This is a genomic window from Neomegalonema sp. (genome assembly GCF_028688855.1).
GTDB lineage: Bacteria > Pseudomonadota > Alphaproteobacteria > Rhodobacterales > Rhodobacteraceae > Neomegalonema.
On record NZ_JAQTXI010000016.1, the window covers coordinates 45,951 to 72,518 of the forward strand.

Here is a 26,568-nt window from a genome sequence, read left to right on the forward strand (position 1 = left end):
CGGCCGGGCCGAGGGCGGACGCCCTTTCCGGGCCGGATTCCCGCTCTTCACCAGCAAGGGCGGCGCCAGAACGCGCCGGAAAGGCGAGTCCGGGGGGTCTGCGCCCCTTCTGCGCCCTTCCCTTCCCCCGCCGGAGCCGCCATATTCCGCCCCGACCGACAGAGGACACGTTCAGGACATGCTGACCTATCTCGACTTTGAAAAAGGCCTCGCCGAACTGGAGGGCAAGGCGGAGGAGCTGCGCGCCCTCGCGCGGCAGGATCCCGCGATGAACATCGCCGACGAGGTGGCCCAGCTCGAACAGAAGGCCAGAACCCACCTCGCCGAGATCTACGCCAGACTGAGCCCCTGGGGCAAAACCCAGGTGGCGCGCCATCCGGGCCGCCCCCACGCCCTGGATTACGTCGAGGGGCTGATCGAGGAGTTCACCCCCCTCGCCGGAGACCGCGTCTTCGGAGAGGACGCCGCGATCATCAGCGGGCTCGGGCGCTTCCGGGGACGCCCCGTCATGGTGCTGGGCCAGGAGAAGGGCTCCGACACCCAGACGCGCCTGCATCGCAATTTCGGCATGGCCCGCCCCGAAGGCTACCGCAAGGCCGTGCGGCTCATGGAGATGGCCGACCGCTTCGGCCTGCCGGTGCTGACCTTCATCGACACGCCCGGCGCCTATCCGGGCAAGGGCGCCGAGGAGCGCGGCCAGGCCGAGGCCATCGCCCGCTCGACGGAGAAGGGGCTCGAGATCGGCGTCCCGCTGATCGCGACGGTCATCGGCGAAGGCGGCTCGGGCGGCGCGGTGGCCTTCGCGGCGGCCAATCACGTCATCATGCTGGAGCACTCCATCTATTCGGTGATCTCGCCCGAGGGCTGCGCCTCGATCCTGTGGAAGGATTCGGCCAAGGCTCAGGAGGCCGCCGCCGCCCTGCGGATCACGGCGCAGGATCTCTACAAGCTCGGGGTGATCGACGCCGTGGCGCCGGAGCCCGTGGGCGGCGCCCATCGCGACAAGGCCGCCGCCGTGGCCGCCGTCGGGACGGCCATCGACGAGGGGCTGGCGCGCTTCGCCGGCTTCGAGAGGGGCGCCTTGCGCCAGCAACGCCGCGAGAAATTCCTCGCCATGGGCGCGAGGGGACTGGAATGAACGCTGCGGAGCCCGGCAGGGCGGATCAGGTCGACGTCGTCGTCCTCGGGGCGGGAGCGGCGGGCTTCATGGCGGCCATCGAGGCGGGCAAGCGCGGCAAGAGCGTCGTGCTGCTGGATCACGCCGAGACCATCGGCGAGAAGATCCGCATCTCGGGCGGCGGACGCTGCAACTTCACCAACGTCAACGCCGGGCCCAAGAACTTCGTCTCGGAGAATCCGAAGTTCTGCGTCTCGGCTCTGGCGCGCTACAAGCCCCGCGATTTCCTCGCGATGGTCGAGAAGCACAAGATCGAGTGGTACGAAAAGACCCTCGGCCAATTGTTCTGCCGCAATTCGGCGAACGACATCATCGAGATGCTGCTCGACGAGCTGGCGGCCTCGGGCGGCCTCCTCGTCACGGGCGCGGACGTCCGGGACATCGACAAGGCCGAGGACTTCCAGGTCTTCACCACGCGCGGCAACTGGCGCGCGCCCCGGCTGATCGTCGCGACGGGCGGGCCCTCCATCCCCAAGATCGGCGCCTCGGGCTTCGCCTACGAGCTGGCGGCGCGATTCGGCGTGCCGGTGGTGCGGCCCCGCCCCGCCCTGACGCCCTTCCTCTTCAGCGAGGAGATGAAGGCGCGTTCGGGCAAGCTGGCGGGCGTCTCGACGGAGGTGACGGCTCAGGCGCCCGGCTCGCCGGTCTTCCGCGAGGCGGGGCTCTTCACCCATCGCGGCCTGAGCGGCCCGGCGCTGCTGCAGGCTTCGAGCTACTGGCGGCAGGGCCAGCCCCTGACGGTGGATTTCGCGCCCGGACGCGATCTCGCCGCCGAACTCATCGCGGCCAAATCGACCAATCCCAGGCGCGAGATCGCCACGGCGCTCGGGGCCGGGCTTCCCCAGCGCCTCGCGGGCTTCCTCGCGGAGGAGGTGAGCGCCTGGGGCACTCTGGCGGACGCCTCCCATGCGGAGCTGCGGCGCGTCGCCGCCGCGATCCACGCCCTCGACATGCGGCCCGTCGGGCTGGAGGGCTGGCGCATCGCCGAAGTGGCGGCGGGCGGCGTGGACGTCCGGGCGCTCGATTCCCAGAGCATGGAGGTCCGGGCGGTTCCGGGGCTGCATTTCATCGGGGAATGCCTCGACGTGACGGGCTGGCTCGGCGGCTACAACTTCCAGTGGGCCTGGGCCTCGGGAGCCGCCGCGGGGAGGGCCATGTGACCCTTTACGTCACCGCCTCCATCGTCATCCCCGAAGAGGAGCTTCAGGAAAGCTTCGTGCGCTCGGCGGGTCCGGGCGGCCAGAACGTCAACAAGGTCGAGACGGCGGTGGAGCTGCGCTTCGACGCGGCGAACTCGCCCTCCCTGCCGGAGGCCGTGCGGGCGCGGCTCCTGCGCATGGCGGGACGGCGGGCGACGGAGGCGGGCGTCATCGTCGTCAAGGCTCAGGAGCACCGCTTCCAGGCCCGCAACCGCGAGGCCGCCCGCGACCGACTCGCCGAGATGATCCGCGCCGCCGCCGCGCCGCCTCCTCCGCCGCGCCGCGCGACCAAGCCCACCCTCGGGTCGCAGAAGCGGCGTCTGGCGGGCAAGGCCGTGCGCGGGACGGTGAAGCGTCTGCGCGGCGCGCCCTCCTCCGGCGACGAGGACTGAACGCGCCGAGGCCCTGCGGCGTCCGGCGGACTGGTCTTCGCCCGGGCTCCGGCGCAGGATCCGCCGCGCCTGATCCGGGAGCCGCGTCATGACTTCTTCTTCGCCGCCCGTCCTCCTCTTCGACACGCGATGCGTCCTCTGTTCGGGCGCGACGCGCTTCCTCCTGCGCCATGAGCGCGATCAGGACTTGCGCTTCGCAGGGGCCTGGTCCGCCGAGGGGCGCCGTCTCGCCGAGGCCCACGGCCTGCGCCCGGAGGATCTCGACCGCACGATTCTGGTGATCGAGGACGGCCGCGCCCTGACGAAATCCGCGGCGGTTCTGGCTCTGGCGCGACGCCTCAAGGGGCCCTGGCGTCAGGCGGCCTCGCTGGCGCGGCTGCTGCCCCTTCCGCTGCGGGACCGGCTCTATGACCGCGTGGCGGCGCGGCGCTACGTCTGGTTCGGGCGTCTGGACTCCTGCTTCCTGCCCGCGCCGGAGCAGCGCGCCCGCTTCCTCGGGCTCGAAGGCGAGCCGCCCGCGCGGGCGTGAAGCTTCGGGACTGGCCTCCGGCGGCCGAGCGCCCCATATTCCTCCGAAAGGCCGAGCGCGCCCTCCGGGCGCTCCCGATTGCGCCGCCGCCCGAAAGGTGAGACTCTGGAGGGGTCTCCCCCAGGAGCGGACGGATTCCGGGCGCAGGAAGGCGCTCCGCATTCGGCCCTCTCTCAGGAAAGGCCCGCACGATGACCGCCGCCGACCTCACGCGGACCGCTCCGCTGATCGATCCCTTCGCCCGCGCCATCCGCTACCTGCGCGTTTCGGTGACGGATCGCTGCGATCTGCGGTGCGTCTACTGCATGGCGGAGAAGATGACCTTCCTGCCGCGCAAGGAGCTGCTCACGCTGGAGGAGCTGGAGCGGCTCTGCGGGGCCTTCATCGGCCTGGGCGTGAAGAAGCTGCGCATCACCGGCGGCGAGCCTCTGGTGCGCCGCGACGTGCTGGACCTCATCCGCAGCCTGGGCGCAAGGGTGAAGTCGGGGGAGCTCGAAGAACTCACCCTCACCACCAACGCCACGCAGCTCGCGCGCCACGCCGAGGCTCTGGCGGCGGCGGGGGTGCGCCGGATCAACGTCTCGCTCGACAGCCTCGACCCTGCGACCTTCGCCAGGGTCACGCGCGGCGGCGACCTCAAACAGGTCATGGCCGGGCTGGAGGCCGCCCGGGCGGTCGGGATCCATCTCAAGATCAACGTGGTGGCGCTCAAGGGAATCAACGACGGCGAGGTTCATGACCTCGTGGCCTGGGCCGGGCGCGAAGGCCACGACCTCGCCTTCATCGAGGTGATGCCTCTGGGCGAGCTCGGCGGGCTGGAGCGCCTCGACCAATATTGGCCGCTGAGCGAAGTCCGGCGCGAACTCGCGACCCGCTGGACCCTCCGGGACACGTCCTATCGCACGGGCGGCCCGGCGCGCTATGTGGAGGTCGCGGAGACCGGACGGCGCATCGGCTTCATCACGCCCCTGACGCATAATTTCTGCGAAAGCTGCAACCGGGTGCGCCTGACCTGCACGGGCCAGCTCTACATGTGCCTCGGCCAGGAGGATTCGGCGGATCTGCGCGCGCCTCTGCGGGCGGGAGCCTCCGGAGAGGCGCTTGAAGCGGCGATCCGCGCGGCCATCGCCCGCAAGCCCAAGGGCCATGACTTCATCTACGAGCGCCGCGGACAGGCGCCCGCGCTCTCGCGCCACATGAGCGTCACGGGCGGCTGAGGGAGGCCTCGGCCTTCGCGGGCTTGAAGGGGGCCATGCCCGCCCTGGCCAGACCGTCGGCGCGTTCGTTTTCGGGATGCCCGGCGTGGCCCTTGACCCATTCCCAGACCACCTTGTGACGGGCCGCCGCCGCGTCGAGGCGTCTCCACAGATCTTCGTTCTTGACCGCCCCGCCATCGGACTTGCGCCAGCCGTTGCGCCGCCAGGAGAAGATCCATTTCGTCACGCCGTCGCGGACATAGACCGAATCCGTGATCAGGGTGAGGGCCGAAGGGCGGTCGAGAGCCTCCAGCGCCGAGATGGCGGCCAGCAGCTCCATGCGGTTGTTGGTGGTGAGGGCCTCGCCGCCGGAGAGCTCGCGCTCCCTGACGACCTCTTCGCCGCGCCGCGCCGAGAGGATCGCGCCCCATCCTCCGGGCCCCGGATTCCCCGAACAGGCGCCGTCGGTGAAGACGTAGAGTTGGACAGGCGTCGGCATGGGCTGGCTCGGGCTGGCGGCGGGAGGGTCAGGCTGTAGCATCTCCGGAGACGCCCGCCAACCACGGGCCTCGTCGCGGAAGAAGAGGGCTTGCGAAAAGCCTTGACCGCAGGCGGCGCCCCCTATAGAGGATCCGCCAGAGCGCTGCCGTAGCTCAGGGGTAGAGCACTCCCTTGGTAAGGGAGAGGTCGAGAGTTCGAATCTCTCCGGCAGCACCATTTTCCCGGAACATGGAAGCTTTTGAAATCACGCCGGAACCCGGTCGGGTCGGCGCGATTCTCCGTCCTGCCGCGCCCCGATTCCGGATGCGCCCGGTCCCCCCGCCGATGGGGAGGCTCCGGCCTCCGGAGCCTGGCCGAGGCCCCGACGAATCGAGGCCTCCGCTCCCGCGCCCTACTGGAAGAACCTCAGGGCCAGAGGCGCCAGAAAGGCCGTCAGCACCGCGTTCAGACCCATCCCGAGCCCCGCGAAGGCGCCGGCCGTGGGATTCACCTGAAAGGCCCGCGCCGTGCCGATGCCATGCGCCGCCACGCCCAGCGCCAGACCCCTCGCCCGCCAGTCGCGCACGCCGAGCGCGTTCAGCAGGGGCGTCGCGCAGATCGCCCCCACGACGCCCGTCAGCAGCACCAGCACGGCGGTCAGGGTGGGAGAGCCGCCCAGGCTCTCCGCGACGCCGATGGCCACCGGCGCCGTCGCCGATTTCGGCGCGAGGGAGGCCAGAAGCTCGCCCTCCAGCCCGAAGGCCGTAGCGATCCCCAGCGCCGAGCCCACCGCCACACCCGAGCCCACCAGGAGCGCCGCCAGCACCGGCAGAGCCGCCTTGCGCACATGGCCGAGATTGTCCCGGAGCGGCAGGGCCAGCGCGACCGTCGCGGGGCCGAGCAGGAAATGCACGAATTGCGCGCCCTCGAAATAGGCGGCGTAGGGCGTGCCCGTGGCCTGCAGCAGCAGCCCCAGAAGCGCCACCGCGATCAGCACCGGATTCGCCCAGGGCTTGCGTCCCGAGGCCCGGAAACAGGCGTCGCCCAGCGCATAGGCCGCCAGAGTGGCCGTCAGCCAGAGCAGCGGGCTCTGCGCCAGATAGCTCCAGATCTCCGCGACGTCCTTCATTCTGCGGCTTCCGTCTTCAGCAGCCTCGCCACGAGCGAGAAGGTCAGAGCTCCCGCCGCGATGGCCGCCAGAGTCGAGAGCGTCAGCGCCGCCAGAAGCGCCAGGCCATGAGCCGCCATCTTGTCCAGATGCCCGACCACCCCCACCCCCGCCGGAACGAAGAGCAGGGAGAGATTGCCCAGAATCCCCGAAGCCAGAGGACGCGCCGTCTCGGCCAGCTTCGGCCGGAGCCCGAAAGCGCACAACAGCAGGATCATTCCGATCACCGGACCGGGCAGCGGCAGGCCGGTCAGCCGCGCAAGGGTTTCTCCGGCCAGTTGAGAGGCCAGAAGCAGCAGGAGGGCGGGAATCATCTTGGCTCCGAATCAGCAGGAGGGAGAAGGCCCCCAGATCGCCATGACGCGCGGCCCTTGTCCCTGCGGATCGGAGTCGCTCCCTGGCGCGGCGCCCCTCGGAATCCCCTTCCCCAACGGCCCGGCGAGGGTCTAGCCTGAACGCCGCTTTTCCTTCTGCGAGGTTCCTGCTCCATGACCGCCCCCCTCGACGCCGTGCTCGCCCGTCTCGATTCCGGCCGCGAGGCCGCGCTGGATCGTCTGATCGCGCTGCTGAAGATCCCCTCCATCTCGACCGATCCGGCTTACGCCGCCGAATGCGTCCGCGCCGCCGACTGGCTCGTGGCGGATCTGCGGAGCATGGGATTCGCCGCCGAATCCCGCCCCACCGCCGGACATCCCATCGTGGTGGCTCATGACGATTCCGCTCCGGCGGGCGCGCCCCACGTGCTCTTCTACGGCCATTACGACGTGCAGCCGGTCGATCCGCTGGAGCTCTGGGAGAGCCCGCCCTTCGAGCCCCGTCTCGCCGAAGGCCCCAAAGGCCGCCGCATTTACGCCCGCGGCTCTTCGGACGACAAGGGCCAGGTCATGACCTTCCTCGAAGCCTGCCGCTCCTGGAAGGCGCAGGGCGGATTGCCCGTGCGGGTCACCATCGTCGTCGAGGGCGAGGAGGAATCCGGCGGCGAGCATCTGCCGGGCTTCCTGCGCGAACACGCCGAGGAGCTGCGCGCCGACGTCGCGCTCGTCTGCGACACCGACATGTGGAACGCCGAGACGCCCAGCATCGGGCTGAGCCTGCGCGGGCTGGTCGGCGAAGAGCTGAGGATCAGGGCCGCCGCGCGGGATCTGCATTCGGGCATGTATGGCGGCGCGGCGCGCAATCCGGCGACGGCTCTGGCGAAGATCATCGCCGGACTCCATGACGACAAGGGCCGCGTGACCCTCGCGGGCTTCTACGACGGCGTGCCCGAGCCCTCGGCGGAGATCAGGGCCTCGCGGGAGGCTCTGGGCTTCGACGAATCCGCCTTCCTCGGCGAAGTCGGCCTGACCACGCCCGCCGGAGAACAGGGCCGCAGCGTGCTCGAGTCCATCTGGTCGCGCCCCACCTGCGAGATCAACGGGATTTCGGGCGGCTACGCCGGGGCGGGCTTCAAGACCGTGCTGCCCGCCGAGGCCATGGCCAAGATCTCCTTCCGGCTGGTGGGGGATCAGGATCCCGCGAAGATCCGCGCGGCCTTCCGGGCCCATGTGCAAGCCGCCCTGCCCCCCGACTGCAAGGCCGAATTCGTCGAGCATGGCGGCTCGCCGGGCGTGAGCCTGCCGCTGGAGAGCCGCTGGGTCTCGGCGGCGCGCGAGGCCCTCGGCGCGGAATGGGGCAAGCCTGCGGCGCTGGTCGGGAGCGGCGGCTCGATTCCGGTGGTGGGGCTCTTGCGCAAGACCATCGGCGTGGACACGCTGCTGATCGGCTTCGCCCTCAACGACGACAGCATCCACGCCCCCAACGAGAAATACGAATTGCGCAGCTTCGAGAAGGGCGCGCGCTCCTGGGCGCGGGTGCTGGCGCGTCTGGCCGAGCCCGCCGCCTGATTCCCGACCGCGCGGCCGCTCCTGTCCTTTTGCGCCTCGGCGCGAGGGGTCGGGGGCGGTTCCCGGAGAAAGCCGTTTCCTGTAAAATCAACCTCAACCGGGGCGTCCAAGCCCTGAACCATGCCCCTGCCATGCGCCGTCCCATTTCGTTCCCCGGAAGGACGGCGTTTTTTTGCGCCCCTCTCAGAGCGCGGCGGCGGCGCGTCCCACCGGCGGACGCGGCCTCGGGGCGGGCGTCTCGACCGGAGCCTGACGCGCGGCGTATCCGGTCATGCAGTCGGACATCCGCCTCTCGTAGATCTGCGCCTGACGCACGACGTCGCGGGCCGGGGTCGTCACCACGGGATTCTCGCGCCAGCCTCCGCGCGCATAGCCCGCGTGGCCCTGATGATAGGCCGCGTAATGATCGAAGATCTCCTCGAAGGGCAGCGCCAGGTCCCGCCGCGTGCGGTCGAGATACCAGCCGATGAAGTCGGCGGCGTCGGCGAAGGCCTCGCGCCGGGCGCCCTTGCGGGTGGTCTCGCGCAGATACCAGGCCCATGTCCCGTCGAGCGCCTGGGCGTAGCCATAGGCCGAAGACAGCCGCTGCGCGGGCAGGAAGCTGAAGAAGCCCTGCTTCAGGGGCCGGGCGTCGGCGATGAAGGAGCTTTCGCGCCACATGATCGCGAGGGTCAGATGAGGCGGCGCCTCCCAGCGGCGTTCGGCGTCCAGGAGGGCGTTCCACCAGTGAGGCCGGGCCTTCATCAGACGGCAGACGTCCGAGATCTCGCCGAAGCTCGGCTGGGGCTCGAAACGCACCGCCGCCGCGGTCGGGCGCAGATAGACCCAGAGCCCGCCCGCCACGACAAGGGCGGTCGCCAGATTGATGAAGAAATGGCTCCAGTTCGAACGCATGGGCCGCAGCTTAACGGAATCGGGGCCGTTCTGGAACAGGGACGCCTTCACGCAACGGGCGACTCCGGGGGCTCTGGAGCGGAATTTCCGGAGCCCTGAAAAATTCTCCAGTCAAGACAAAGCTTTACACTGTCATCCCGCTGGACGGGCGTTAAGTTTCCCTTTACCTTCCTGTCCAGGCGGCCCGGAAGGGGGAGGCTCCTCCCGCTGCGAGAGGACGAGGTTGAACGAGGCTCAGAAGATGATCCGTGCGAAGGCCAGATACGGGCTTGGACAAATTCTCCGACATCGCCTCCACGGCTTCCGGGGCGTGGTCTTCGACGTGGACGCGGTGTTCTCGGAATCGGAGGCCTGGTGGCTGGCCATTCCTGAGGAGGCGCGGCCCAGCAAGGAGCAGCCCTTCTATCATCTGCTCGCGGAGAACGCGACGAGCTATTACGTGGCCTATGTCTCCGAGCAGAATCTGGAGCTCGACGAGACGGGCGCTCCGATGGATCATCCGCAGATCGACGAATATTTCGCCGACTGGCGCGACGGCTCCTATCTGCCCTCCCAGAGGCGGGCGCATTGAGACGCCGCACCGATCGAGACGGAGCCGCCTGCGCCTTGCAGCCTCTCCCATCCTGACGCCCTCCGGAAGGTGATCCTCGCGACTCCGGGGTTCCCTCGGCGGTTTCCGTGTCGGCTCGCCGTCGCGCTCTGAGGGAGGTTCCCGGGTCTTTGGCGGAAGCGACCGTATCCGCCAGAGCGCAGCGTCACTGGGCCAGCATGACGCCGAACTTGAGCACGCCGAAGAAGAAGCTCAGGTCTTCGGCGGCCGAGTTCTGGTACGTCATGGAGAATTCGCCGTTTCTTCCGTCCGAATCCACCCTCAGCTCTCCATCGACGTTATATTTGTCTCCGAAGAAACTTCCGTCCCAGTAGACTTCCATGTCGATCCTGAATCTGTCCGTATAGGAATTATAGTCGCAGCCCCTCATGACGATGCGGTTGTTCTTCCCTCCGCCATATTTCCGGATGATCTCCTTCCCGGAGCTTTCCGCAAAGCTTTCGGCCTTGTCATACTGGTAGGAGGAGCAGGGCCCTGCGCTGGCGGCGCCGGCATTCAGGCAGAAGAATGCGGCGAGAAGCTTCCTCTGAACTCCTCCGTTGCTCAAGATGGACAAGATTTCCCCCTTCAGAATTCCTCGTCGGCTTTATCAATGACGAGTCGATTAATCCTTTCACGTCATGAATTATAGATAGCGTATTTATTAAACGCAACACAAGATTGCAAATGCGGGCCCGACTTGCGTCGAACCCGCGCCCTTGCGGCTCACTTCTCCTCGTAGACGTCCCGCACGAGGCGGTTCAGCGTGGCCACGCCCCAGCCCGTCGCGCCGCGCGGAGCGGTCGGCCGGTCCTCCGAAGAGAGCGTCACGCCCGCGATGTCGAGATGCGCCCAGGGCGTCCCGGCCTCCACGAAGCGCTGAAGGAACTGCGCCGCCGTGATCGAACCGGCCTCGCGCCCGCCGGTGTTCTTCATGTCGGCGAGACGCGACTTGATCTTGTCGTCATAGGCCTGCCCGAGCGGCATCCGCCAGAGCCCCTCCCCCTCCGCCCTGGCGGCGGACAGAAGCCCGTTCGCCAGATCGTCGTCGTTGGAGAAAAGCCCCGCGTTCTCGGAGCCGAGCGCCACCACGATGGCCCCCGTCAGGGTGGCCAGGTCGATCAGCGCCCGGGGCTTGAAGCTCTGCTGCGCATACCACAGGGCGTCGGCCAGCACGAGGCGGCCTTCGGCGTCGGTGTTGATCACCTCGATGGTCTGGCCCGACATGGAGGTCAGGATGTCGCCGGGGCGGATGGCCTCGCCGTCGGGCATGTTCTCGACCAGCCCGACCACGCCCACCACGTTGGCCTTCGCCTTGCGCCGCGCCAGAGCCAGCATCAGGCCGACCGTCACGGCGCTGCCGCCCATGTCGGAAGTCATCTCCTCCATGCCCGCCGCCGATTTGATCGAGACGCCGCCCGTGTCGAAGGTGACGCCCTTGCCGATCACCGCCAGAGGCGCGGCCTTCTTGTCCTGGGCGCCGCGCCACTCCAGCGTCACGAGTCGGCTGCCGCGCGCGCTGCCGCGCCCCACGCCCAGCAGCGCCCCCATGCCGAGCTTCTCCATGGCGGGCTCGTCGAGGATCCGGACCTTGAGGCCCTCGGCCTTCAGTTCGGCCAGACGCTCGGCGTAGCTTTCCGGATGCAGGACGTTGCCCGGCTCGTTGACCAGCTCGCGCGCGAAGAGGACGCCCTCCACCAGAGCCTCCACCTCGGACCAGGCCGCCTTCAGCGCCAGGGCCTCGGCGACGCGGAGCCTGAATTCGGGCGCGCCCTTGTCGGCGGGATCGGGCTTGCTCTTGTATTTCACGAAGCGCCAGAGCCTCAGGCTGATCCCCGCCGCGACCTCGACGGCGAGCTCGGCCCGCTCCGCCCCGAGCCCGGTCAGATCCAGCCGCGCCACGCCGCCCGACCGCCCAGCCGCCACGACCGCCCGACCGCCCAGAGCCCGCGCCGCCGGAGCGTCGAATGTCTCGCGCGGACCCGCGCCCAGCAGCACCAGACGATCCGCCTCCAGCCCCTGCGGAAAGGCGACTCCGAAGCTTTCGCCCGCCTTGCCCTTGAAGCTTCCCGAAGCCAGCGCCCGCGCGGTCAGCGTCGCCACGGGATCCTTCTTCGAGGCCTTGGGAGGATCCTCCCCCTCGAAGACCGGCGCGATCCAGATCCGGGCCTCTTCGCCGAAAGCTGCGGAATCTCCAAAGGTGATCGACATGAGCGTTCCTTCCCTGATGCTCGCTGAGGCGGGCCATGGGCCTCGCCCCGCGTTCTGATAGCTAATCCCCGGCGCCGGATTCCGCCAGACTCGCGCGACCATCCTTCCGCGAGCCGGTTCTTCAATCTCGCCGCGCCCGGCGCGCAATCTCTGCGGCGCTCTTTCGGAGCGCTTGACGCGCCGCCCCCGGTCAGGCTTAGGCTGGCGCGCACTCAGGGAGGCGCCGCTTGGGCTGGATCGACCGTTATCTCTTCGGGCGCCTGATGGGGCCCTTCGCCTTCTTTCTGCTCGTGCTCACGGCGGTGATCTGGCTCGCCCAGTCGCTGCGGGTGATCGACGTGGCGCTGAACTACGGCCAGAGCGCTCTGGTGCTGGTCGAGCTGGCCGCCTTCCTGCTGCCCAAGGCCATGGCCGTCGTGATTCCCGTGGCGGCCCTCGGCGCGACGCTCTACGCCCTCGAACGCGCCATGAGCGATTCCGAAATCGCCGCGCTCTTCGCCGCAGGCGCCAGCCGCCTGAGGACGGCGCGTCCGGCGATTCTCTTCGGGCTCGGCGTGACGGCGCTGCTCTACGCCAATTCGCTCTGGCTTTCGCCGCTTTCGGCGCAGTCGCTGCGCAGCCGCACGGCGGAGGTCCAGACGGATCTGGCGGCGGCCCTGCTCCAGGACGGGCGCTTCCTGCATCCGGCGACCGGCGTGACCGTCTATCTGCGCGAGGTCGGGCGCGGCGGCGAGACGCTCGGCGTCTTCGTCAACGACGCCCGCGACCCCGAGGCCCCCATGGCCTATCACGCCCGGCGCGGCGCGGTGGTGCGCGCCGAGGAAGGCCCGCGACTCGTGATGTTCGACGGCGAGGTCCAGCGCGTGGACCGGGGAACCGGCGCCTTCTCGGTGCTGCGCTTCGACAAGCTGGCCTATGATCTTTCGGAATTCACCTCTTCGGACGAGCCCCGCTCCATCCGCCCCGACGAACGCGGCACGCTGGAGCTGCTCGCCACGCCCCCCGATCTGGAGGGGCGCGCGCTCGGGCGCTGGGTGACCGAGGCCCATGAACGCCTCGCCTCGCCGCTCTACGGGCTGGCTCTGCCGCTGGTGGCGGCGGCGGCCCTGATGGGCGGGCCCTTCAGCCGACGCGGCTATGGCGCGCGCGCGGCGGCGGGCGGGCTGATCGGCGGAGGGCTCAGGCTGGCCGGACTGGCCGCCAAGAACGCCGTGATCTCCACGCCGAGCCTCTGGTGGCTGCATTACCTGCCGCCGCTGATCGGGATCCTGGGGGCTCTGGCGCTGCTCTCCTGGAGCGGCTTCGGCTTCCGCAGGCCGGGGGCTCCGCCTCCGCTCCGGGAGGCCCGCGCATGACCGGAGTCTTCGCCCGCTACGAGGCCCGGCGTCTGGCCTTCGCCTTCCTGACCGCCGCGCTGATCGTCTTCGCGCTGATCTGCACGGTCAACCTCATCGAGCTGCTGCGCCGCGGCGGCGGAGAGGGAGGCCCCGGATTCGCGCGTCTGGCGGCCATGGCGGCGCTCCAGACGCCTTCCGTCATGCGCAAGACCTTTCCCTTCATCATGCTGCTGGCGGCGCTCTGGGCCTACATGGCGCTCGCGCGGCGCAGCGAGATCACGGCGGCCATGGCGGCCGGCATGAGCTTCTGGCGCATCGCGGCGCCGGGAGCTCTGGCGGCGGGGCTCTTCGGGGCGGCGGCGGCGGGAGGGTTCGATCCTCTGGCGGCGGCGGCGCTCGACCGCTTCGACCGCATGGAGGGCCGCTATTTCGAAGGCCGCGAGAGCCTGCTCTCCTTCTCGGAGGAAGGGCTCTGGCTGCGCGAGGCCCGCCCCGACGGCGGACAGACCGTGATCCAGGCCCGTCGGGCCGATTCCGGCGGCGCGCGGCTCGGCGAGGCCACCTTCTTCGAATTCGACTCTCAGGACCGCTTCCTGCGCCGCATCGACGCCGAGGAGGCCCGGCTCGACGGCGGCTTCTGGCGGCTCACGGAGGCCTCGATTCTCGGCGAGGTCCGGGGCGATCCGCTGGCCTCCGCCGAAATGACCCACGAGCCCGCCCTCGATCTGCCCACCCATCTGACCGCCGACCGGATCCAGGAAGGCTTCTCCTCGCCGGAAGCGACCTCCATCTGGCGTCTGCCGCGCTTCATCCGCGATCTGGAGGCGGCGGGCTTCTCCGCCCGGCGCCACAGGACGCATTTCTACGCCACCCTCGCCAGCCCCCTGATGTTCGCCGCCATGGCCGTGATCGCGGCCGCCTTCGCCGCGAGGCCCCCCCGCCTCACCTCCTACGGTCTGGCGGCGGCGGGTTGCGCGATCACGGGTTTCGCCCTTTATTTCCTCGGCGACGTGGCCCTGGCGCTCGGCGGATCCGGAGAGGCCCCGGCCCTGCTGGCCGCCGTGGCGCCCTCGCTCAGCGCCGCTCTGGCGGCTGCGGCCCTCGCCGCCTATTTGCAGGGAAGCTAGATGCGCGCAGCCCTTCCTTCGAGACCGGCCCCGGGGAGGCTCCGACGGCGGGCGTCCTGCGCGGCGGCGGCCCTGACGATGGCGGCGGGAGCCCTGGCCGCCCCCGCTCTCGCGCAGGAGGCGGCCGCCCCCGCGACCGTCTTCGAACGCTATCTCGGAGGGCTTCAGGCCGAGGAGGACGCGCGGCTCTTCGTGACCGCCGATTCCCTCCTCTATGATTCCCGGGGCGAGGCCGCCGCCGCCGAAGGCGACGTGGAAGCCGTCTACGGCGGACGCGCGCTCCGGGCGCGGCGCCTGACCTACGACGCCCGGGCCGACCGCGTCAGCGCCGAAGGCGACGTGGTGCTGCTCAACGACGACGGCTCGACGCTCTTCGCCGACCGGATGGACCTCGCGGCGGATCTGACGGACGGGCTGCTGGCCAATCCCACGGCGCGCATCCTGGGGGGCGGACTGGTGCGCGGCGTCGAGGCCCGCCGCGAAGGCGAGGTCATGGCGATCTCCAAGGCGGTCTACAGCCCCTGCGCCTATTGTCCGCCGGGGACGCGCGGCCCGCTCTGGAGCATCCGCGCCCGACGCGCGGCCCTCGACGAAGCCTCGCGCGACGTGGTCTATGAAGATCCGAGCTTCCAGTTTCTCGGACGCACCGTCGCGGCGCTGCCGTACTTCCGGCATCCGGACCCCACCGTGAAGCGGCGGTCGGGCTTCCTCGCGCCCCGGCTCGGCTGGAGCAAGGAGATCGGCGTCACCGCCAGGACGCCCTGGTTCCAGGAGATCCGGCCGGATCTCGATCTGACGCTGACGCCCTATCTCGCCAGCTCCGACGGACTGATCATGGAAGGCGAATTGCGCGGCCTGACCGCGACCGGCGGCTACAGCCTCGGGGGGAGCCTCGGGAACGTCGCGCCCAACTCCAACGGCGAACGCTGGCGCGGCCACGTCGATTCCGAAGGCCGCTTCGGGATCACCGAATCCCTCGCCTGGGGCTTCGACGTCAACCTGGCCTCGGACGACACCTATCTGCGCCGCTACGACTTCACCGACGCCGACCGTCTGACCTCGCGGCTCTATCTCGACCGCCAGACCGAATGGGCCTACGCCGAGCTGAACGCCTATCACTTCCAGAGCTTCCGGCCCGAAGAGGACAGCGCGGCCATTCCCCTGATCCTGCCCGAACTGCGCGCCCGACGCACGGTGCTGGCCGATCCGCAATGGGGATTCGTCGAGACGGAGGCCTCGCTCCTCGGGCTGACCCGCCGCGAGGGGCGCGACCTGGGACGCGCGGCGGCGGGCGTCTCCTGGGAGCGGCCCTTCACCCTGGATTTCGGCCTGAGGGCCACGCCTTTCGCCACGGCCCGCGTCGTGGGCTACGGCCTGCACGACCAGCCCGCCGCGGAACCCGACTGGTCGGGCCGGGTCGACGCCGCCGCCGGTCTGGATTTCCGCTGGCCCTTCGTGGCGCGCCGGGCCTCGGGGGTGCATGTGATCGAGCCGGTCGCCCAGATCGTCTTCTCGCCGGAGACCGGCAGCCTGCGCACGCCCAACGAGGACAGCCTCGATCTCGAATTCGACGAAACCACCCTGTTTTCAGCGGTTTCGCGCTTTCCCGGCGTGGACCGCTGGGAAGGCGGGACGCGGGCGAATCTCGGCCTGCGCTACGACTTCACGGCTCCCACGGGCGAGGAGTTCGAAGCGGCCTACGGACGCGTCTTCCGGCTGGAGCCCGATCCCGCCTTCAGCACGGCCTCGGGTCTGCGCGACCGGGCTTCGGATCATGTGGGCATGGTGCGTCTGGCGCTGCCCGAATACGGGCTGGAGGCGCTCGGGCGCGTGCGGCTCGACGAGCATGACTTCTCGCTCCGGCGGGGCGAGCTCTACGCCTCGGGCGATTACGGGCCGGTCACGCTGGAGGCCTCCTACGTCACGCTGGACGCGGATCCCGACGCCGGATCTCCCGAAAGGCGTTCCGAATTGGGTTTGGCGGGCGAATGGCGCATGGATCCTTATTGGACGATTTACGCCAGCGGGGTGCGCGACCTCCAGAATGAGGATTCAATTCGCACAGGCGGCGGATTGCGCTATGAAGACCCGTGGCTCCTGTTCGACGCCTCCGTCTCGCGACGCTACACTGCGGATCGCGACGCCGAAGACGATCTCTCCTTCGGACTCCGGGCCCAGCTGAAATTCCCGGGCGGCTGAACCGCCCGAACTCCGGATTCGCTCGCGCCGCCCCCCCGCGCATCGGGAGAGGGCCGCGCCTCATGAGGTTCGACGCCATGAGCAGCCCTTTCCGTCTTCGCGCTCCCCGTCGCGCCCGCGCCCTGTCCCGCCTGCTCGGCGCTCTGGCGACGGGGTCGGCCCTTCTGGCCGCCTCGGGCGCCGCCCCGGACGCGCGCGCCCAGAGCGCCCTTGCGCCCTTCGACTTCCCCGCCACAAGGCCCGTCGCGCCCGTCGCGGCCCAGGCGGTCGCGGCTCAACCCGTCGCGGTTCAGGCGGCCCCGGCGCCTCAGGGCGCCGCCGCGACCTGGGCCGAGCCCTCGCCCTACGCCGCCCAGCTGCCCTACGCCCCGACCGGAGCGACGCCTCCGGCGCTGCGGCCCGAAGGCTGGCGCGGCGTCGTGACCACCGAGGCGGGCTTCTCCGGCGCGGCCCCGGCTCAGGCGGCGCAGGTCCGCCCCGCCGCGCTCGCGACGCCGGTCCTGCCCGCCGCCGCGCCGATCTACGACCCTGCGCCTCAGGCGGTCATGCGTGCGCCCGTCCAGAGCGCGCCCCCCCTCGCGGGCCAGCCGGTCCGGAGCGCGCCGCCCCAGGTCTTTCCGGCGCCGCCGCCGGTTTCGAGCGCCCGTCCCGCCGCCGCGCCTTCGGGATCGGGCGGCGCCAACATCTTCACGCCCGTCGCCACGGTGAACGACCGCGTCATCACGCGCTTCGACGTCGAGCAGCGGGCGCGCATCCTCGCCGCCGCCGACGAGGCTTCGGGCGTCTCTCCGGCCTCGCTGCTCAACGAGGCGCTGCAAAGCCTCGTGGACGATCAGGTCAAGATCCAGGCCGCCAAGGCCGCCGGAATCGAGGCCAATCCCGAGGCCCTGAGCCGCGGACTCGGCGAGGTGGCCCAGCAGAACGGCATGGCGCTCGACGCCATGCTGGCCTTCTTCCAGGCGCGCGGCGTGGCGCGGACCTCGGTGGAGGCTCAGGTGACCTCCGAGATCGTGTGGCGCGAATATCTGCGCGCCCGCCACGGCTCGCGCATCGAGCCGACCGATCTCGAGATCGCGACCGCCGCCGCCGCCGATCCCAGCCGCACGCGCGATCAGATCCGTTCGCGCATCGTCTCCGAAAGGGCGACCCTGACCTCGCGCTCGGCCCTCCAGGAGCTGCGCCGTCGGGCCGTCATCGAGATGAAGACCAATTGAGGCTTCCGCTCGCGCTGACCATGGGCGATCCGGCCGGAATCGGCGGCGAGATCGCCGTCAAGGCCTGGAGCGCCCTGCGCGGGACGGGTCCGGCCTTCCTCGCGCTGGATGATCCGGCGCGGCTGGCGGCCTCCGGCGTCCCTCTGCGCGTGGTCTCCTCTCCGGAGGAAGCCCTCGCGGCCTTCCCGGAGGCTCTGCCGGTGTCGCCTCTGGCTCTGGCTGCGCCCGCCGAGCCGGGGCGCCCCCATCCCGCCAACGCCGCCGTGGTGGTCGAATCCATCCGGCGCGGGGCGGAGATGGCCATGGCCGGACGCGTCGCGGGGCTGGTCACCAATCCGATCCACAAGAAGACGCTTTACGACGGCGCCGCCTTCGGCTTCCCCGGACATACCGAATTCCTCGCCCATCTGGCGGGAGGTCCGCCCGTGGTCATGTTGCTGGCGGGGCCGAATCTGAAGGTCGCGCCGGTGACGATCCACATCGCGCTCTCCGAGGTTCCCAGGCGCCTGACCCGCGAGATGATCGCGACCACGGGCCGCGTGCTGGCCGAGGGTCTGCGCCGCGATTTCGGGATCGCCTCGCCGAGGCTCGCGGTGGCGGGGCTCAATCCCCACGCCGGAGAAGGCGGCGCCATGGGCCGCGAGGAGATCGAGATCGTCGCCCCCGCCGTCGCGGATCTGCGCGCCCTCGGGATCGAGGTCCGCGGCCCCCTGCCCGCCGACACGATGTTCCACGCCGCCGCCCGCCAGAGCTACGACGCGGCGCTCTGCATGTATCACGATCAGGCGCTGATCCCGATCAAGACGCTGGATTTCGACCAGGGCGTGAACGTGACCCTGGGCCTCGGCTTCGTCCGGACCTCGCCCGACCACGGGACCGCCTACGACATCGCCGGACGCGGACTCGCCGATCCGGGCAGCCTGATCGCGGCTCTGCGCATGGCCGCCGCCATGGCGGCGAGACGCCCCGCCGCGCCCCTCTGAACGCGGCGCCTCGCCCTCTTGCCAAAGCGCCCGAGCCCTGCGAAAAGCGCCGCATGATCCGCCATATCGTCTTCTTCTCCGCCAAAGACCCCGCCGAGGCTCAGCGCATCCGCGACGAGCTGCGCGCGCGTCTGGGCGTGATTCCGCACAGCGATCATTTCGAGGTCGAGCTGAACGCCAAGCGCGACGGCTACGCCAACGACATCGACGTGGTGGTCTACGCCGAATTCGCCGACTTCCAGGCCCTCGCCGCCTACAAGGCCGATCCGCGCTATTCGGCCTGCACCGCGGTGGTGAAGCCTCTGCGCGAATTGCGCTTCGCCGTCGATTACGAGGCCGCGCGGATCCGCGCCTGAATCCCTCCGGAACCCTCCCAGACTCAAGGAGCCCGCGCATGACGGAGAGCCCCCATCGCGGAGACGACCAGATCCTGCCCTTCCAGCTCGACCGGCTCGCGGTGCGCGGGCGTCTGGCGCGGCTCGACGCGGCCATAGACCGGATCCTCACGCAGCACGCCTATCCGGCGGCGGTCTCGGGGCTGCTGGCCGAAGCCGCCGTCCTGGCGGCGCTGATCGGCTCGGCGATCCAGCCGCGCCGCAGATTCTCGCTGCAGATCCGGGGCGGAGGCTCGGTGCGGCTGATCGCGGCCGACTACATGGCCCCCGAAACCGAGGGCGGACCGCCGCGTCTGCGCGCCTACGCCGATTTCGATCCGCAGAACCCTCCGCCCGAAGACGCCCGCGAAGGCTTCCCCCTGCTCGGGACAGGCTATTTCGGCGTGCTGGTGGATCAGGGGACCGGCCAGACCTATCAGGGCATCACGCCTCTGGAGGGCGAAAACCTCTCCGATTGCGCCGAGACCTATTTCGCCCAGTCCGAACAGGTCGCGACGCGCTTCGCCATCGCGGCGGCTCAGGCGCAGAATCCGGGCGAGGCGCCGGCCTGGCGCGCGGGCGGACTGATGATCCAGCACATGCCCGCCCCCGGCGAGCATGTCCGCGACGAGATCGCGCCGCCCTCGCCGCCGCCCGGCGAGCCGCTCCCGCTGATGAAGGCCGACAACGTGGCCGCGCTCAGCGGCGGGCTGGAGGACTGGCGCGCCGCCGCCTTCAAGCTCGGCACGGTGGAGCCCCATGAGCTGCTCGGGCCGCATGTCGCGCCCGAAGAGCTGCTGGTGCGCCTCTATCACGAGGATGAGCCGAGGGTCTTCCCCGTCCAGGCGGTGGAGTTCGGATGCGCCTGTTCGGCGGAGAAGGTTTCGGCGGCGCTCGGCGTCTACGAGCCCGCCGAGATCGCCGACATGATCCTTGAGGATGGGCTCGTCGCGGCGGATTGCCAATTCTGCGGCGCAAAGTATAGATTTGATCCTCAGACCAGAACCGCCGTCCGCCTCTCCTGACCCCCTTCGGCGCGGGCGGCGAGGGCCGCGGCCCGCTCCGAGGATTCCCTTCCATGAAGACCGGCGCCCCCCTGCTGATCTCCGCCGCCCGCTCCGGGATCGACCGCCGCCGCGCGCTGACGCTGCTGGCGGCGCCTGCGCTGCTGGCGGGATGCCAGACGAAGATTCTGCCGCCCTCGCCCTACGCCGAGGTGAATTTCCTGCCCGGCGTTCTGAATCTGCGTCTGGCGGGAGTGCAGATGGTGACGGCGCCCACCGTGGCCGCCGCCGCCGAGGATTTCCCCGTGCGGGTCGCCGATTTCGTGCGGCTCTGGTCGGAGCGGCGGCTGCGGACCATCGGCGGCGAGGCCTCGGGGCGTCTGGTGATCGACGAGGCCCGCGGCGCGAGCCAGGAGACTCCGCCCGGCCCTCTGGGCCCCGGCGAGCGCTTCGAGGCGGTGCTTCAGGCGCGTCTGGCCATCGACGAGCAGGGCGTGGAGCGCGGATTCGCCGGCGCCCGCGTCACGGCCGAAGGCCGTTCGGACGGCCCGCTCACGCCCGCCGAACGCACCAATCTGCAAAACCGCGTGGCGGCGCAGCTGGCCGAACGCTTCGACCTCGCCATGAGCGACGCCATCCGCACGCGGCTGGGGTCCTATCTGCTCACCTGAGCCCCCGCTCTCGCAGGAGCCCGATTTCTTCAGGAGGCGGGGCGCCGCAAGGCGCTCCGCGAAGGCCATGGGCCATCCCGATCTCAAGACGCGCAGCAAGTTCCTCAGCCTCGTGCTGCGCCATGCGCCCGAAACCATCGGGCTGAAGCTCGACGCCCAGGGCTGGGCCCCGGTTCCGGAGCTCCTCGCGAAGATGAAGGCGGCGGGCCACAAGATTTCAGCCGAGGATCTGCGCGAGATCGTCGAGACCAACGACAAGAAGCGCTTCACCCTCTCGGAGGACGGAAGGCGCATCCGCGCGGCTCAGGGGCATAGCGTGGCGGTGGACCTCGGCCTGCCCTCCGCCGAGCCGCCCGAAATCCTCTATCACGGCACGGCGCGCGCCAATCTCGACAGCATCTTCGCCGAGGGGCTCAAGCCCGGTTCGCGGCGTCAGGTGCATCTCTCCCGCGAGATCGAGACCGCCCGCAAGGTCGGGACGCGCCATGGCGGGCCGGTCGTGCTGACCGTGGCGGCGGGCGCGATGCATCGGGCGGGGATCGCCTTCCAGCAGGCCGAAAACGGCGTCTGGCTGACGGATCATGTCCCGCCCGCGCATCTGGGCTTCGCCGAGAACGAGGGCTAGCTTCCGGCGGGCGTTTCGGCGGCGCCTTCCGTCGCGGCCTTGAAGCGCTCCTCGAATTCGCGGCGCAGATCGCGCCTCAGGGCCGCCGCCCGATGCCGCCGACGATCCACCTCGGAGATCGGCGCGAAGGCGGGGACTTCGGTCGGCTTGCCCGCGTCGTCCACGGCGATCATGGTGAAATAACAGGAATTGGTGTGGCGCCTCAGGCCGCTGCGGATGTTCTCGGCCTCCACGCGCACGCCCACCTCCATGGAGGTGCGGCCCGTCGCGTTGATCGCCGCGCGGAAGGTCACCAGTTCGCCTACATGGATCGGCTCGCGGAAGATCACCTGATCCACCGAGAGCGTCACCGCGTAATGTTTGGAGTAGCGCGAGGCGCAGGCGAAGGCCACCCGGTCGAGCTGGTTCAGCAAGGCCCCGCCATGGACCTTGCCGCTGAAATTGGCCATGTCGGGGGTCATCAGGACGACCATCTCGACATGGCGCGTGTCTCTGGAGTCTTCAGGCATGCGTCGGCTCCCCGCTGGCGGCTGCTGGCTTTGCGCCCGCATCATCCGTCAGCCGGGAGCCTCCGGCAAGCGCCTCAGCTCAGGGCTTCGTCGCAGCGCCGACAGAGGTCGTCGTGATGGGGCTGGGCGCCCACTTCCGGCGTGACGCGCCAGCAGCGGGCGCATTTGCCGCCCTCCGCCTTGACGAAGACCGCCTCCACGCCTGGAACCTCGCTGAGGCTGAAGGCCTCGGGCGCGCCCGAGCCCTCTTCGAGCTTCAGATCCGAAGAGATGCAGATCTCGGCGAAATCCACCGCCCTGAGCGCGGCCAGAAGCTCCGCATCCGAGACGCGCACCACCGGCGCCGCCTCCAGAGAAGCGCCGATGAGCTTCTCGCGGCGGGCGATCTCCAGGGCTCCGGTGACCACGCGGCGGGCGGCGCGGATCTTCTCCCAGCGCGCCGCCAGCTCCGGGTCGAGCCAGGAGGCGGGCGTCTCCGGGATCACCTGGAGATGCACGCTCTGATCCTCGCCGGGGAAGCGCGAGAGCCAGACGTCCTCCGCCGTGAAGCAGAGGATCGGCGAAAGCCAGGTCGTCAGGCGATGGAAGAGAAGGTCCATCACCGTCCGGCAGGCCCGGCGACGCAGGCTCGACGGCGGATCGCAATAGAGCGCGTCCTTGCGGATGTCGAAATAGACCGCCGAAAGATCCGTCGTGCAGAAATTGAAGATCTGCGCGAAGACCTTCTGGAATTCATAGGCCTCGTAGCCCGTCCGCACGGCCTGATCGAGCTCGGCGAGGCGATGGAGGATCCAGCGCTCCAGCTCGGGCATGTCCTTCGGCTCGACCCGCTCGCTCTCCTCGAAGCCCGCCAGGGCCCCGAGCATGTAGCGCAGGGTGTTGCGCAGACGCCGATAGGAATCCGCCGCGCCCTGCAGGATCTTCGGGCCGATGCGCTGATCCTCGGTGAAGTCGCTCTGCGCGATCCAGAGCCGCAGGATGTCGGCGCCCAGATCCTTGATGACGTTCTGAGGCGCCACGGTGTTGCCGACGGATTTGGACATCTTCTGTCCCTTCTCGTCGAGCGTGAAGCCGTGGGTCAGCACGGCTTCATAGGGCGCGCGGCCGCGCGTGGCCGAGGCCTCCAGAAGGCTCGACTGGAACCAGCCGCGATGCTGATCGGTGCCTTCGAGATAGAGCGAGGCGGGCCAGATCCCGTCCTCGCGATCCTCCATGACGAAGGCGTGGGTCGAGCCGGAATCGAACCAGACGTCGAGGATGTCGGTCACCTGGGTCCATTGCGCGGCGTCGGGCCGCCCGGCGAGGAAGCGCGCGGCGGCGCCCTCGGCGAACCAGGCGTCGGCGCCTTCGGCCTCGAAGGCCGCGAGGATCCGGGCGTTGACGTCTTCGTCGCGCAGAAGCTCGACCCTGACCACGCCCTCCACGACGCTCTCGCGCATGAAGCAGCAGAGCGGAACGCCCCAGGCCCTCTGGCGCGAGAGCACCCAGTCGGGGCGGGTCTCGATCATGCCGCGCATGCGGTTATAGGCGCTTTTGGGCGTCCAGGTCACATCCTCGGCGATGGTCTTCAGCGCGCGCTGACGGAGCGTCAGGCCCGCCTGAGGGGTGGCGTCGTGGATGGCCTGATCCATCGCCACGAACCATTGCGGCGTGTTGCGGTAGATCACCGGCGCCTTGGAGCGCCAGCTATGGGGATAGCTGTGCTTGAGGCGGCCCCGCGCCATGAGCTTGCCCGATTCCGCCAGCTTCTCCAGCACGGCGTCGTTGGCTTTTCCGTCCTTGCCGTTGGGCTCCAGGATGCGCAGGCCCGCGAAGAAGGGCAGATGCGGCGCGAAGGCGGAATCCTCCAGCACGTTGTAGGTGATGCGGTCGAGCATCTTGTTTTCGGCGAAGAGTTCGAAATCCTCCTCGCCGTGGCTGGGGGCGTTGTGCACGAAGCCCGTGCCCGCGTCCGAGGTCACGAAGCCGCCCGCCAGCATGGGGACTTCATAGTCCCAGAAGCGTTCGGCCCAAGGCTCGCCCCGGAAGGGATGCCCGAGGATCGCGCCTTCGAAATCCGCCGGAGTCAGGTCATGGAGGCGCCGCCACTCGCCCACGCGGGCGGCGGTCAGGGCCTCTTCGGCGAGATCGTCGGCCAGAGCCAGACGCGCGCCCACCTTCACCCAGTTGTCTTCGGGAGCCTCCGTGACCTCGTAGAGGCCGTAATTGATCCCGGGGCCGTAGGAGACGCCGCGATTGCTCGGGATGGTCCAGGGGGTGGTCGTCCAGATCACCACGTCGGCGCCCGAAAGCGCGCCCGTCGGAGCCCGGACCACCGGGAAGCGGACATGGATCGTCGGGGAGACGCGGTCGTGATACTCCACCTCGGCGTCGGCGAGGGCGGTCTTCTCCACCGGCGACCACATCACCGGCTTGGAGCCGCGATAGAGCGGCCCGTTCATCACGAATTTCAGGAACTCCCGCGCGATGGTCGCCTCGGCGGAGAATTTCATCGTGGCGTAGGGGTTCTCCCAATCGCCGATCACGCCGAGCCGCTTGAACTCCTCGCGCTGGACGTCGATCCATCCGGCGGCGAAGTCGCGGCATTCCTGACGGAACTCGTTGATCGGCACGGCGGATTTGTCGAGCTTCTTCTCGCGGTACTTCTCCTCGATCTTCCACTCGATGGGCAGGCCGTGGCAGTCCCAGCCGGGGACGTAGCGCGAGTCGTAGCCCAGCACCTGACGCGAGCGGACCACGAAGTCCTTCAGCGTCTTGTTCAGCGCATGGCCGATGTGCAGATGGCCGTTGGCGTAGGGAGGGCCGTCATGGAGCACCCAGGGCTTGCGGCCCTTCGACTGCGCCCGCAGGCGCTTGTAGAGGCCCATCCTCTCCCAATGCGCCAGCCATTCGGGCTCGCGCTGAGGCAGGCCGCCCCGCATGGGGAATTCGGTCTCGGGGAGGAAGAGCGTGTCCTTGTAGTCGTGGTTCGGAGCTCTGGTCTCGGAAGTCATCAAGGGAATCCTGCAATCGCGAAACATCCGGCGCCCGGAATCGTGAATCCGGGCGCGACGAAAGACCCCGGCGCCTCGCCCTCAGGCGAAGGCCGGGCGGCTAATTCGCAGAATTCCCCGCCGAACCATGATCCGCTCCGTCATGTTTGAATCCGGCCGCTTCTATCAAGCGGCGGGCTTTTCTTCAACGTGCTTGGGCTGCGGACGCATCGCCAGAGCCACCCCCGCCGCCGCCAGCACGAAGCCGAGCAGCGCCGTCGGGCCGAGGGTCTCGCCGAAGAACGCCCAGCCCCAGAAGGCCGCCACCGGAGGCACCATGAAGAACAGGCTCGTCGCGCGCGAGGCGGCGCCCGTCCGCAGCAGCCGGTAGAGCAGCGCGATGGCCCCGAAGGAGAGCGCCGCCGCCAGCCAGAACAAGGCGAAGACGAATTCGCCCGTCCACCGGACTTCGCGCGTCTCGAAGAGGAAGGCCAGCGCCAGGGCTCCGACGAGCGCCACGGCGTATTGCGCCACGGCTCCGGAGCGCAGCGGCAGGTTCGCGCCGTATTTCTTCTGCCAGAGCGTGCCGAAGGTCATGCAGGCCAGAGCGATCAGGCAGAGCCCCACGCCGCGCCAGTCGCCGACTCCCGCCGCCAGCTTGTTCGAGACCACCAGCGCCACCCCCGCCAGCCCGAGCGCCAGCCCGAGCCATTGCCTCTTGTGCAGCGTCTCGCCGAGCATGGGCTTCGCGAGGATCGCCGAGAGGATCGGCTGGAGGCTCACGATCAGCGCCGAGACGCCCGATTCCAGCCCCAGATGAATCGCCGCGAAGACGCCGCCCAGATAACCAAGCTGCACCGTCAGGCCGATGACCGCCAGATGGCCCCATTGCCGCCGGGTGGGCCATGGCGCGCGGCTGAGCAGCGTCCAGAGCCCCATGCCCGCGATCACCAGAGCGAAGCGCAGGGCGAGGAAGGTCATGGGCCCGGCGTAGGGGAGGCCGTATTTCGCCCCCACGAATCCCGTGCTCCAGAGCAGGACGAACAACACCGGCGCCATGGCGTCGAGCGTAAGAGGACCGCGCATGGCGAGGCTCCGCGAAATCATCATCCCACCGGCCCCTCCGGATCCGGCGGCCGCTCCGGACCGGGAGGGAGGCCCGCCCGCTCCGGATCTCAGAGCCTTCGCCGATCCTGTCGGATCCTTCAGAAGCTCCGGCTTCCGTCAACGCCGCGTCGTCACGAGGCGAAGCCTCCGGCTTCGCCGGATGACGCTCCGGTCAGCCCTTCGGCGCGGGATCGCGGTCGGCCTGATCGCCGCCCTCGCCTTCGCCGTGGTCCTCGTCGTCCTCGTCGTCCCACTCGTCCTTGCGGGCGGCGGCGCGTCCGGCCTCGACGTCGCGGCGCACGCGCTCGTTCTGAAAGAGGCGGTCGGCCTCCTGCATGCGGTCGAAGGTCTTGTCGATCACGAACTTGACGTCCGGCGCGTATTTCAGCTGGACGTTGCGCGCCAGAGCCCGGCGGATCTCGCCCGAATTCCGGCGCAGGGCCTTCAGCGCGCCCTCTTCGTCCTTGCCGCCCAGAGGCGCCACGAAGACGGTCGCGTTCTTCAGATCCGGCGAAGGCCGCACCTCGGTGAAGGTGATGTTGCGTCTGGTCAGGTCGGGGTCATGCAGGTCGCCCCGCGCGAAGACGTCGGCCAGAGCGCGGCGCACGATCTCGCCCACGCGCAATTGCCGCTGGCTCGGGCCTGCGGCGGGATCGGCGCCCCCCTTGTGGCTTCTCACGCTCATGAGAGGATCCTTTCAGTGAAAAACGCCCCTCCCCGCGCGGGGG

25 protein-coding genes, 1 tRNA gene and 1 pseudogene are annotated in these 26,568 nt (G+C 69.7%); 17 read left to right on the forward strand and 10 right to left on the reverse strand.

Annotated features, from left to right (window positions below):
* The first annotated feature begins 178 nt into the window (after positions 1-178).
* From PHN62_RS12505 to moaA, 5 genes are all read left to right on the forward strand, one after another.
* Complete coding sequence (locus PHN62_RS12505; RefSeq protein ID WP_300151131.1) at positions 179-1,138, forward strand: acetyl-CoA carboxylase carboxyltransferase subunit alpha; 960 nt, start codon at positions 179-181, stop codon at positions 1,136-1,138.
* Positions 1,135-2,337, forward strand: coding sequence for an aminoacetone oxidase family FAD-binding enzyme (locus PHN62_RS12510; protein ID WP_300151133.1), 1,203 nt, complete (start codon positions 1,135-1,137; stop codon positions 2,335-2,337). Before PHN62_RS12505 ends, PHN62_RS12510 begins: the two co-directional genes overlap by 4 nt.
* Positions 2,334-2,768, forward strand: a complete 435-nt coding sequence (gene arfB / locus PHN62_RS12515; protein ID WP_300151135.1) for an alternative ribosome rescue aminoacyl-tRNA hydrolase ArfB — start codon at positions 2,334-2,336, stop codon at positions 2,766-2,768. Before PHN62_RS12510 ends, arfB begins: the two co-directional genes overlap by 4 nt.
* Positions 2,769-2,856: 88 nt before the next feature.
* Positions 2,857-3,297, forward strand: a complete 441-nt coding sequence (locus PHN62_RS12520) for a thiol-disulfide oxidoreductase DCC family protein (protein WP_300151136.1) — start codon at positions 2,857-2,859, stop codon at positions 3,295-3,297.
* Between the two features lie 191 nt (positions 3,298-3,488).
* Positions 3,489-4,514, forward strand: a complete 1,026-nt coding sequence (gene moaA, locus PHN62_RS12525; RefSeq protein ID WP_300151138.1) for a GTP 3',8-cyclase MoaA — start codon at positions 3,489-3,491, stop codon at positions 4,512-4,514.
* On the opposite strand, the gene rnhA is transcribed toward moaA, so the two are convergent.
* Entirely contained in the window at positions 4,501-4,992 is a 492-nt protein-coding gene (gene rnhA, locus PHN62_RS12530; RefSeq protein WP_300151140.1) for a ribonuclease HI, read from the reverse strand. The two genes, moaA and rnhA, sit on opposite strands and share 14 nt — an antisense overlap.
* Before the next feature lie 143 nt (positions 4,993-5,135).
* Between rnhA and PHN62_RS12535 the strand changes: the two genes are divergently transcribed.
* A tRNA-Thr gene (locus PHN62_RS12535) sits at positions 5,136-5,210 on the forward strand.
* Positions 5,211-5,385: 175 nt separating this feature from the next.
* Here PHN62_RS12535 and PHN62_RS12540 read toward each other — a convergent pair.
* The gene (locus tag PHN62_RS12540) at positions 5,386-6,102 is read right to left on the reverse strand and encodes an LrgB family protein (protein WP_300151142.1); all 717 of its coding nucleotides are present in this window, start codon (positions 6,100-6,102) and stop codon (positions 5,386-5,388) included.
* Complete coding sequence (locus PHN62_RS12545; RefSeq protein ID WP_300151144.1) at positions 6,099-6,455, reverse strand: CidA/LrgA family protein; 357 nt, start codon at positions 6,453-6,455, stop codon at positions 6,099-6,101. Before PHN62_RS12545 ends, PHN62_RS12540 begins: the two co-directional genes overlap by 4 nt.
* Before the next feature lie 174 nt (positions 6,456-6,629).
* On the opposite strand from PHN62_RS12545, the gene PHN62_RS12550 reads away from it, so the two are divergent.
* Positions 6,630-8,024 (forward strand): dipeptidase, encoded by a 1,395-nt coding sequence (locus PHN62_RS12550; protein ID WP_300151146.1) that lies wholly within the window; start codon positions 6,630-6,632, stop codon positions 8,022-8,024.
* 183 nt (positions 8,025-8,207) lie between these two features.
* Here PHN62_RS12550 and PHN62_RS12555 read toward each other — a convergent pair whose 3' ends face one another.
* A complete protein-coding gene (locus tag PHN62_RS12555) occupies positions 8,208-8,969 on the reverse strand; it encodes a hypothetical protein (protein ID WP_300151148.1) in 762 nt (253 codons plus the stop codon).
* Positions 8,970-9,159: 190 nt separating this feature from the next.
* Between PHN62_RS12555 and hspQ the strand changes: the two genes are divergently transcribed.
* Positions 9,160-9,489: a heat shock protein HspQ gene (gene hspQ, locus PHN62_RS12560; RefSeq protein ID WP_300151150.1), complete on the forward strand. Its 330-nt coding sequence runs from the start codon at positions 9,160-9,162 to the stop codon at positions 9,487-9,489.
* Between the two features lie 184 nt (positions 9,490-9,673).
* Here hspQ and PHN62_RS12565 read toward each other — a convergent pair whose 3' ends face one another.
* Positions 9,674-10,075, reverse strand: coding sequence for a hypothetical protein (locus tag PHN62_RS12565; RefSeq protein WP_300151152.1), 402 nt, complete (start codon positions 10,073-10,075; stop codon positions 9,674-9,676).
* Between the two features lie 158 nt (positions 10,076-10,233).
* The gene (locus tag PHN62_RS12570) at positions 10,234-11,718 is read right to left on the reverse strand and encodes a leucyl aminopeptidase (RefSeq protein ID WP_300151154.1); all 1,485 of its coding nucleotides are present in this window, start codon (positions 11,716-11,718) and stop codon (positions 10,234-10,236) included.
* 227 nt (positions 11,719-11,945) lie between these two features.
* On the opposite strand from PHN62_RS12570, the gene lptF reads away from it, so the two are divergent.
* The 9 genes from lptF to PHN62_RS12615 all read left to right on the forward strand — a co-directional run bounded on the left by lptF (position 11,946) and on the right by PHN62_RS12615 (position 21,252).
* A complete protein-coding gene (lptF, locus tag PHN62_RS12575; RefSeq protein ID WP_300151156.1) occupies positions 11,946-13,073 on the forward strand; it encodes an LPS export ABC transporter permease LptF in 1,128 nt (375 codons plus the stop codon).
* The gene (lptG, locus tag PHN62_RS12580) at positions 13,070-14,182 is read left to right on the forward strand and encodes an LPS export ABC transporter permease LptG (RefSeq protein ID WP_300151158.1); all 1,113 of its coding nucleotides are present in this window, start codon (positions 13,070-13,072) and stop codon (positions 14,180-14,182) included. The genes lptF and lptG overlap by 4 nt, the downstream gene beginning before the upstream one ends.
* Positions 14,183-14,260: 78 nt before the next feature.
* Positions 14,261-16,381, forward strand: coding sequence for an LPS assembly protein LptD (locus PHN62_RS12585; protein ID WP_300151160.1), 2,121 nt, complete (start codon positions 14,261-14,263; stop codon positions 16,379-16,381).
* Positions 16,382-16,458: 77 nt separating this feature from the next.
* Positions 16,459-17,595, forward strand: a complete 1,137-nt coding sequence (locus PHN62_RS12590; protein ID WP_300151162.1) for a SurA N-terminal domain-containing protein — start codon at positions 16,459-16,461, stop codon at positions 17,593-17,595.
* Entirely contained in the window at positions 17,592-18,578 is a 987-nt protein-coding gene (gene pdxA, locus PHN62_RS12595; protein ID WP_300151164.1) for a 4-hydroxythreonine-4-phosphate dehydrogenase PdxA, read from the forward strand. The genes PHN62_RS12590 and pdxA overlap by 4 nt, the downstream gene beginning before the upstream one ends.
* 53 nt (positions 18,579-18,631) lie before the next feature.
* Complete coding sequence (locus PHN62_RS12600) at positions 18,632-18,934, forward strand: Dabb family protein (RefSeq protein WP_300151166.1); 303 nt, start codon at positions 18,632-18,634, stop codon at positions 18,932-18,934.
* 38 nt (positions 18,935-18,972) lie between these two features.
* A complete protein-coding gene (locus PHN62_RS12605) occupies positions 18,973-19,977 on the forward strand; it encodes an Hsp33 family molecular chaperone HslO (RefSeq protein ID WP_300151169.1) in 1,005 nt (334 codons plus the stop codon).
* Positions 19,978-20,030: 53 nt separating this feature from the next.
* A complete protein-coding gene (locus PHN62_RS12610) occupies positions 20,031-20,627 on the forward strand; it encodes a hypothetical protein (RefSeq protein ID WP_300151171.1) in 597 nt (198 codons plus the stop codon).
* 67 nt (positions 20,628-20,694) lie between these two features.
* Positions 20,695-21,252 (forward strand): RNA 2'-phosphotransferase, encoded by a 558-nt coding sequence (locus PHN62_RS12615; protein ID WP_300151173.1) that lies wholly within the window; start codon positions 20,695-20,697, stop codon positions 21,250-21,252.
* Here PHN62_RS12615 and PHN62_RS12620 read toward each other — a convergent pair.
* The 4 genes and pseudogenes from PHN62_RS12620 to rbfA all read right to left on the reverse strand — a co-directional run.
* On the reverse strand, positions 21,249-21,761 hold the full coding sequence (locus tag PHN62_RS12620) for an acyl-CoA thioesterase (protein WP_300151175.1): 513 nt from the start codon (positions 21,759-21,761) through the stop codon (positions 21,249-21,251). The two genes, PHN62_RS12615 and PHN62_RS12620, sit on opposite strands and share 4 nt — an antisense overlap.
* A gap of 74 nt (positions 21,762-21,835) precedes the next feature.
* Positions 21,836-24,754 carry an isoleucine--tRNA ligase gene (gene ileS / locus PHN62_RS12625; protein WP_300151177.1) on the reverse strand — a complete coding sequence of 973 codons (2,919 nt, stop codon included), beginning with the start codon at positions 24,752-24,754 and terminating at the stop codon, positions 21,836-21,838.
* A 165-nt stretch (positions 24,755-24,919) separates the two neighbouring features.
* Positions 24,920-25,819, reverse strand: coding sequence for an EamA family transporter (locus tag PHN62_RS12630; RefSeq protein WP_300151179.1), 900 nt, complete (start codon positions 25,817-25,819; stop codon positions 24,920-24,922).
* Between the two features lie 301 nt (positions 25,820-26,120).
* Positions 26,121-26,525, reverse strand: a pseudogene (rbfA, locus tag PHN62_RS12635) (30S ribosome-binding factor RbfA); the annotation flags it as partial.
* Positions 26,526-26,568: the final 43 nt, after the last annotated feature.